Genomic DNA, 7,205 nt, shown 5'->3' with positions numbered 1-7,205 from the left:
GTGACCCCGGCGCAGCCGCTCGACCCGTGGAGCGCCGAGGGCGGCGGCGCGGGCGGTCTCGGCCGCATCATCTTCCGCGACTACCTGTTCCCGTTCGAGCTCACCGCCGCGCTGCTGATCACCGCGGCGATGGCGGGCATGGTGCTGTCGTTCACCACCCGGCACGCCACGGGCGGCAAGCGCAGCCAGAAGGAGCTGGTGGTGGCCCGCTTCCGCGGCGAGTACGAACGCCCCTCGCCCAAGCCGGGGCCGGGCGTGTTCGCCACGGCGAACTCGGTGGCCACCCCGGCGCTGCTGCCGGACGGGTCGGTAGCACCGGAGTCGCTGTCCGAACTCATCGAGTCCACGCCCACCGCGCGGCTGGAGGCCGAGCGCAGGCAGGTGGCCGGGGACACGACCGCCCCGGACGCGCACGCGCTCGTCGGGGGCACCGAGAACCACGACGGTGCGTCCACCCCGAGCGCGAACGGCGACGGCATCCACCGGGACAACCGGGACACCGCCGGGGAAGGGGAGACCAAGTGACCCCGACGTACTACCTGTTGTTGTCGGCGCTGCTGTTCACCATCGGCGCCGTCGGCGTCCTGGTGCGGCGCAACGCGATCGTGGTGTTCATGTGCATCGAGCTGATGCTCAACGCCGTGAACCTGTCGCTGGTGACGTTCGCGCGCATCAACGGCTCGATCGACGGCCAGGTGATGGCGTTCTTCGTGATGGTCGTGGCCGCGGCCGAGGTGGTCGTCGGCCTCGCGATCATCATGTCGATCTTCCGCACCCGGCGGTCGGCCTCGATCGACGACACCAACCTGCTGAAGTACTAGCCTCCAACCACAGGGAATCACCTTGATCGCTCAATCGTGGCTGCTGGTCGCGTTCCCCGCGCTCGGCGCCCTCGTGTTGCTGGTCGGCGGTCGCCGCACCAACGGCTGGGGGCACCTGCTCGGCTCCGCGACGGTCATCGCGTCCTTCGTGTACGGTCTGGCGCTGTTCTTCGGTGAGTCGCTGTCGCGGGCCACCGACACCACGGTCTACTCGTGGATCCCCGTCGAGGCGTTGCAGGTGGACTTCGGGCTGCGCATCGACCCGCTGTCGGTGACGTTCGTCCTGCTGATCACCGGGGTCGGCTCGCTGATCCACATCTACTCGATCGGCTACATGTCCGACGACGAATCGCGTCGGCGCTTCTTCGGCTACCTGAACCTGTTCGTCGCCGCGATGCTCGTGCTCGTGCTCGGCGACAGCTTCGTGCTGCTGTACCTGGGCTGGGAGGGTGTCGGCCTCGCCTCGTACCTGCTGATCGGGTGGTATCAGGACCGGCCGTCGGCGGCCACGGCGGCGAAGAAGGCGTTCCTGATGAACCGCGTCGGGGACGTGGGGCTGGCGCTGGCGATCTTTTTGATGTTCAAGGAGTTCGGCAGCACCTCCTATGCCGAGGTGTTCGCCGGTGTCGGCGAGGCCTCCGCCGGGGTGGTGACCGCGATCGCGCTGCTGCTGTTGCTCGGCGCGTGCGGCAAGTCCGGCCAGTTCCCGTTGCAGGCGTGGCTGCCGGACGCGATGGAGGGCCCGACCCCGGTGTCGGCGCTGATCCACGCCGCCACGATGGTCACCGCGGGCGTGTACCTGATCGCCCGCTCCGCCCCGATCTACAACCTCACCCCGGACGGCCGGCTGGTCGTGACCATCGTCGGCGCGATCACCCTGATGCTCGGCGCGATCATCGGCTGCGCCTACGACGACATCAAGAAGGTGCTGGCCTATTCCACGGTGAGCCAGATCGGGTACATGATGCTGGCCGCCGGGCTCGGCCCGGTCGGCTACGCCCTCGGCATCGCCCACCTGCTCACGCACGGCTTCTTCAAGGCGGGGCTGTTCCTCGGCGCCGGGTCGGTCATGCACGCCATGAACGACGAGGTCGACATGCGCAGGTTCGGCGGCCTGGCGAAGAAGATGCCGATCACCGCGGTCACGTTCGGGCTCGGCTACCTCGCGATCATCGGGTTCCCGTTCCTGTCCGGCTTCTACACCAAGGACGCGATCATCGAGGCGGCGTTCGGTCAGGAGGGCTGGCGCGGCTGGGTGTTCGGCGGCGCGGCGCTGCTCGCCGCGGGCATCACCGGCTTCTACATGACCCGGCTGGTGCTGTTGACCTTCCTCGGCAAGCCGCGCTGGGCCGGGGCCACCTCGGCCGACGGCCGCGAGTTCCACCCGCACGAGTCGCCGCCGGTGATGACCGTGCCGATGATCGTGCTCGCGTTCGGCTCGGTCGGTGCCGGGTTCCTGCTGATGTCCGGTGACCGGCTCGCCGAGTTCCTGGCGCCGTCGGTCGGTGCGCTGGCCGAACCGCACCACGGCGTGCTGCCGCACGCGGTGATCCCGTGGCTGACGGTCGGCCTGTCCGCGCTCGGCGTGCTCGTGGCGTGGCTGCTGTTCGGCAGGCGGGAGACCGGCGTCGAGCGTCCGCAGCGGGTGTCCTGGCCGGTGCGGGCCGCGCGGAACGACCTGTACGGCAACGCCCTGAACGAGACCCTGGTCGCCACCCCCGGCCTGTGGTTGACCCGGTTCTCGGTGTTCCTGGACAACCGGGGCGTCGACGGCGCGGTGAACGGGCTGGCCGCCGGACTCGGCGGCGGGTCCGGCCGGCTGCGGAGGCTGCAGACCGGGTTCGTCCGGTCGTACGCGCTGTCGATGCTCGGCGGGTCGTTCCTGCTCGTCGCCGCACTGCTGTTGGTGAGGTTCTCATGAGTTGGCTCGTAGCCCTGATCCTGCTGCCGCTGCTCGGCGCCCTCGCGGTCGCCGGGTGGCGGGACAACGCCCGTGCGGCGACGGCGACCGCGTTCGGCGTCTCGGTCGCCACGCTGCTGCTGGTGGTGCCGCTGTGGCTGACGTACGACCCGGGCGGTGACCGGATCCAGCAGGTCACCTCGGTGGACTGGATCCCCGCGTTCGGGGTGCACTTCGCCTTCGGCATCGACGGGATCGCGCTGCTCATGGTGGCGGTCACCGCGCTGCTGGTGCCGATCGTGATCGGCGCGCTGCGGTCGACGGACACGCTGCCCGCCGAGCGCCGGGTCTCCCACTTCCTCGCGCTGATCCTGGTGCAGGAGGCGCTGACCATCGCCGTGTTCGCGGCGACCGACGTCTTCCTGTTCTACGTGCTGTTCGAGATCATGCTCGTGCCGATGTACTTCCTCATCGGCTTCTACGGCGGGCCGAGGCGGCAGTACGCGGCGGTGAAGTTCTTCCTGTACTCGTTCCTCGGCGGCCTGATCATGCTGGCGTCGGCGATCGGGGCGTACTCGCTGGCCGCCGACGAACTCGGCAGCGGCACCTTCGACTGGGCCACCCTGGTCGCCGTGGTCAGCCGGGCCCCCGTCGAGACGCAGGTGTGGTTGTTCCTCGGCTTCTTCCTCGCGTTCGCGATCAAGGCGCCGCTCGTGCCATTCCACACCTGGCTGCCGGACGCGGCCGGGCAGGCGCCGATCGCGGTCACGGTGCTGCTGGTGGGCGTGCTGGACAAGGTCGGGACCTTCGGCTTCCTGCGCTACAGCCTGCCGATGTTCCCCCTTGCCAGCACGCAGCTCGCGCCGCTGGTGCTGGTGCTGGGCGTGGTCGGCATCCTCTACGGGTCGATCCTCGCCGCGGGCCAGCACGACATGAAGCGCTTCGTGGCGTACGTGTCGATCGCCCACTTCGGGTTCATCGCGCTGGGCATCTTCGCGTTCACCACGCAGGCCACCGTCGGCTCGGCGACGTACATGCTCAACCACAGCCTCGCCACCGGAATGCTGATCCTGGTGATCGGCATCGTCGCCGCGCGCGGCGGGTCCAGCCGCATCGCCGACTACGGCGGCATGTTCCGGGTGACGCCGGTCCTCGGCGGGATGTTGCTGCTGGCCGGGATGTCGACGTTGTCGCTGCCGGGCACGAACTCGTTCGTGTCCGAGTTCCTGGTGCTGATCGGGGCGTTCGACGCGCGGCCGGTGTTCGCGACCCTCGCCACCGTCGGCATGGTGCTCGCCGCCGCGTACGTGCTGTGGCTGTACCAGCGGATCATGACCGGGCCCGTGCGCGGGGACGCCCTCGTCGGCGCGGGCGGCGGACCGGGGACGGCGACGGCACCCGAGGCCGGGGCGAAGAAGGCCGTGCGTGACCTGTCCGGTAGGGAAATCGCGGTGCTCGCGCCGCTGGTGGTGCTGATCGTGGGGCTCGGGTTCTACCCGCAGCCGGTGCTCGACACGGTCGAACCCGCGGTGGAGGCGACACTGACAGCGGTGCAGGAAAGGTAATCCCAGCCGTGTTGAACGTTCATTTCGCCCAGCAACAGGGGCCGATCGAGGCGCCCGGGATCGACTACGCGGCGATCATGCCGATGCTGATCGTGTTCGGCGTCGCGTGCGTCGGGGTGCTGCTGGAGGCGTTCCTGCCCAAGCACCGGCGGTGGTCCACCCAGGTGGGGCTGACGCTGCTGGCACTGGCCGGCGCCGGTGTCGCACTGGGCGTCTACACCGCCGACGCGCCACCGCGCGGCATCACCACGCTCAGCGGCACCGTCGCCGTGGACGGCCCGGCGCTGTTCCTCTGGGGGACGCTGCTGGCGCTGTCGGTGGCCGCGGTGCTGCTCATCGCCGACCGCACGGTCGAACGGGGTGGCGCGTTCGTCGCCGAGGCCGGGATCAGCCCCGGCACGGTGCAGGACCGCGAACAGGCCGCCACGCAGAGCATGCAGACCGAGGTCTTCCCGCTGAGCCTGTTCGCCCTGGGCGGCATGATGGCGTTCACCTCGGCCAACGACCTGCTCACCATGTTCGTGGCGCTGGAGGTGCTGAGCCTGCCGCTGTACCTGATGTGCGGGCTGGCGCGCAGGCGGCGGCTGCTGTCCCAGGAGGCCGCGGTCAAGTACTTCCTGCTCGGCGCGTTCGCCAGCGCGTTCTTCCTCTACGGCGTCGCCCTGCTCTACGGCTACGCCGGGTCGGTGCGGTTCTCCGAGATCGCCGTGGCCACGGCGGGCACGGACCGCTCGGACACGCTGCTGTTCGCCGGGCTGGGCCTGCTGCTGGTGGGGCTGCTGTTCAAGGCCTCGGTCGGGCCGTTCCACACCTGGACCCCGGACGTCTACCACGGCGCGCCGACACCGATCACCGCATTCATGGCGGCGTGCACGAAGGTCGCCGCGTTCGGGGCGATCCTGCGGGTGCTCACCGTCGGATTCGAGTCGACCCACTGGGAGTGGCGCGGTGTGCTGTGGGCCGTGGCGATCGTGTCGATGCTGATCGGTGCGGTGCTGGGGCTGACGCAGACCGACGTCAAGCGCATGATCGCGTACTCGTCGATCGCGCACGCGGGATTCCTGCTGATCGGCACGATGGCGCTGACCGAGCAGGGCCTGTCCGGGACGATGTTCTACCTGCTCGCCTACGGCTTCACGACGCTGGCCGCGTTCGGCGTGATCTCGCTGGTGCGGGACTCCGGGGGCGAGGCGACCCACCTGTCCGCGTGGGCCGGGCTGGCGAAACGCTCGCCCGTGGTGGCCTGGACCTTCGCCTTCCTGCTGTTCGCGCTGGCCGGGATCCCGCTCACCAGCGGGTTCGTGGGCAAGTTCGTGGTGTTCTCGGCGGCCCTGTCCGACGGCATGGCCCCGCTCGTGGTGATCGCGTTGATCTTCAGCGCGGTGGCGGCGTTCTTCTACCTGCGGGTGGTGGTGCTCATGTTCTTCTCCGAGCCCGCCGAGGACGGCCCCACCGTCAGCGTGCCCGGGGCGTTCACCACGGCCGCGATCACGCTCGGGGTCGTGGTCACCCTGCTGCTCGGCGTCGCGCCGACGTTCGCCCTCGACTGGGCGGGCACCGGCGGCTTCGCCCTGACGTCCTGACCCGGCCGGCGGTGCGTGCGGTGTCGGCGAGATCACCGTCGGTGGCTCTACCAGCGGGTCACCGGCACCCGGTCGGGCCCCATTAGGCTGGACGCCGACCGTGACCCTGGGCCGGAAAGGCGGAGCCGACGTGTCAGTGCGTGAGGGCACCATCGAGGAGTTGCGCGCGGCAGTCGGTCTGCAGATCGCCGATGAGGACCTGCTGCGCACACTGGTCTCCGGACTGGGGGACGTCGAGGAGATCCTGCACGAGGCCGTGCGCAGCGATGTCGAGGCGATCAACGAGGCCGCGCGGCACCTGGTCGACGCCGGGGGCAAGCGTTTCCGGCCGATGTTCACCCTGTTGGCGGGCCAGTTCGGCACGACGGACCGGGACGGGGTGGTCACCGCCGCGGCGGCCGTCGAGCTGGTGCACCTGGCCACGCTCTACCACGACGACGTGATGGACGAGGCCACGATGCGGCGCGGAGCGCCCAGCGTGAACGCGCGGTGGAACAACACCGTCGCCATCCTCACCGGGGACTACCTGTTCGCGCACGCCTCCCGGCTGGTGGCCGACCTCGGGACGGACGCGGCGCGGATCATCGCGGAGACGTTCGGCGAGCTGGTCACCGGGCAGATGCGGGAGACGGTCGGCCCCGCCGACGGCGAGGACCCCGTGGACCACTATCTCTCCGTGATCGGTCAGAAGACCGGTTCGCTGATCGCCACGGCGGGCCGGTTCGGCGGCATGCTCTCCGACGCCCGCCCGGAGCACATCGACGCCCTGCGCCGCTTCGGTGACCTCGTCGGGACGGCCTTCCAGATCTCGGACGACATCATCGACATCGCGTCGTCGTCCGGCGAGCTCGGCAAGTCGCAGGGGACCGACCTGCGGGAGGGCGTGCGGACGCTGCCGATGCACTACGCGCTCTCCGGCACGCCGGACCCGCGCCTGGCCCGGCTGCTCGACGGTCCGCTCACCGACGATTCCCTCGTCGACGAGGCACTCCAGCTGCTCCGCGCGTCCGGCGGCCTCGAACGCGCCCACGCCACGCTGAATGACTACGCTCGACGGGCACGGGAGGAACTCACCGCGCTGCCGTCGTCACCGGCGCGGGAGGCGTGCGAGTCGGTCGCCGACTACCTCGTCGCACGGACCCGGTAGGCCCGCCACGCAGCAGGGAGGACGCGAGTCATGTCCGTTTTCGGCCAGGTCTGGGTGTACAGCGCGGCCGCGTTCGTGTGCGGTGCGTTCCTGTCCTGGCTCTTCCTCGCCCGTGCCGCCCGGCGGCGGGTGCGCGAACTCGAGCGGGAGCTCGCGGCCCACGGCACCGCGGAGCCCGCGCGCGACGCG

General features: G+C 70.3%; 5 protein-coding genes and 1 pseudogene. All 6 read left to right on the top strand.

The annotated features are described in order from the left end of the window. Nucleotides 1-525 (top strand): annotated as a pseudogene (locus SACHA_RS0103335) (NADH-quinone oxidoreductase subunit J); the annotation flags it as partial. After that, complete coding sequence (nuoK, locus tag SACHA_RS0103330) at nucleotides 522-821, top strand: NADH-quinone oxidoreductase subunit NuoK (RefSeq protein WP_007025111.1); 300 nt, start codon at nucleotides 522-524, stop codon at nucleotides 819-821. The pseudogene SACHA_RS0103335 and the gene nuoK, both read left to right, overlap by 4 nt. 22 nt (nucleotides 822-843) lie before the next feature. Further along, entirely contained in the window at nucleotides 844-2,742 is a 1,899-nt protein-coding gene (nuoL, locus tag SACHA_RS0103325) for an NADH-quinone oxidoreductase subunit L (protein ID WP_019807192.1), read from the top strand. Beyond that, nucleotides 2,739-4,286 carry an NADH-quinone oxidoreductase subunit M gene (locus SACHA_RS0103320; RefSeq protein WP_019807191.1) on the top strand — a complete coding sequence of 516 codons (1,548 nt, stop codon included), beginning with the start codon at nucleotides 2,739-2,741 and terminating at the stop codon, nucleotides 4,284-4,286. Before nuoL ends, SACHA_RS0103320 begins: the two co-directional genes overlap by 4 nt. An 8-nt stretch (nucleotides 4,287-4,294) precedes the next feature. Beyond that, nucleotides 4,295-5,869: an NADH-quinone oxidoreductase subunit NuoN gene (gene nuoN / locus SACHA_RS0103315; protein WP_019807190.1), complete on the top strand. Its 1,575-nt coding sequence runs from the start codon at nucleotides 4,295-4,297 to the stop codon at nucleotides 5,867-5,869. A 130-nt stretch (nucleotides 5,870-5,999) separates the two neighbouring features. Next, nucleotides 6,000-7,016, top strand: coding sequence for a polyprenyl synthetase family protein (locus SACHA_RS0103310; protein ID WP_028662850.1), 1,017 nt, complete (start codon nucleotides 6,000-6,002; stop codon nucleotides 7,014-7,016). Nucleotides 7,017-7,205: the final 189 nt, after the last annotated feature.

Origin of the sequence: Saccharomonospora halophila 8, assembly GCF_000383775.1 — a bacterium.
In the GTDB taxonomy this organism is placed as follows: Bacteria; Actinomycetota; Actinomycetes; order Mycobacteriales; family Pseudonocardiaceae; genus Saccharomonospora; species Saccharomonospora halophila.
This window is presented reverse-complemented; position numbering and strand designations above follow the sequence as displayed.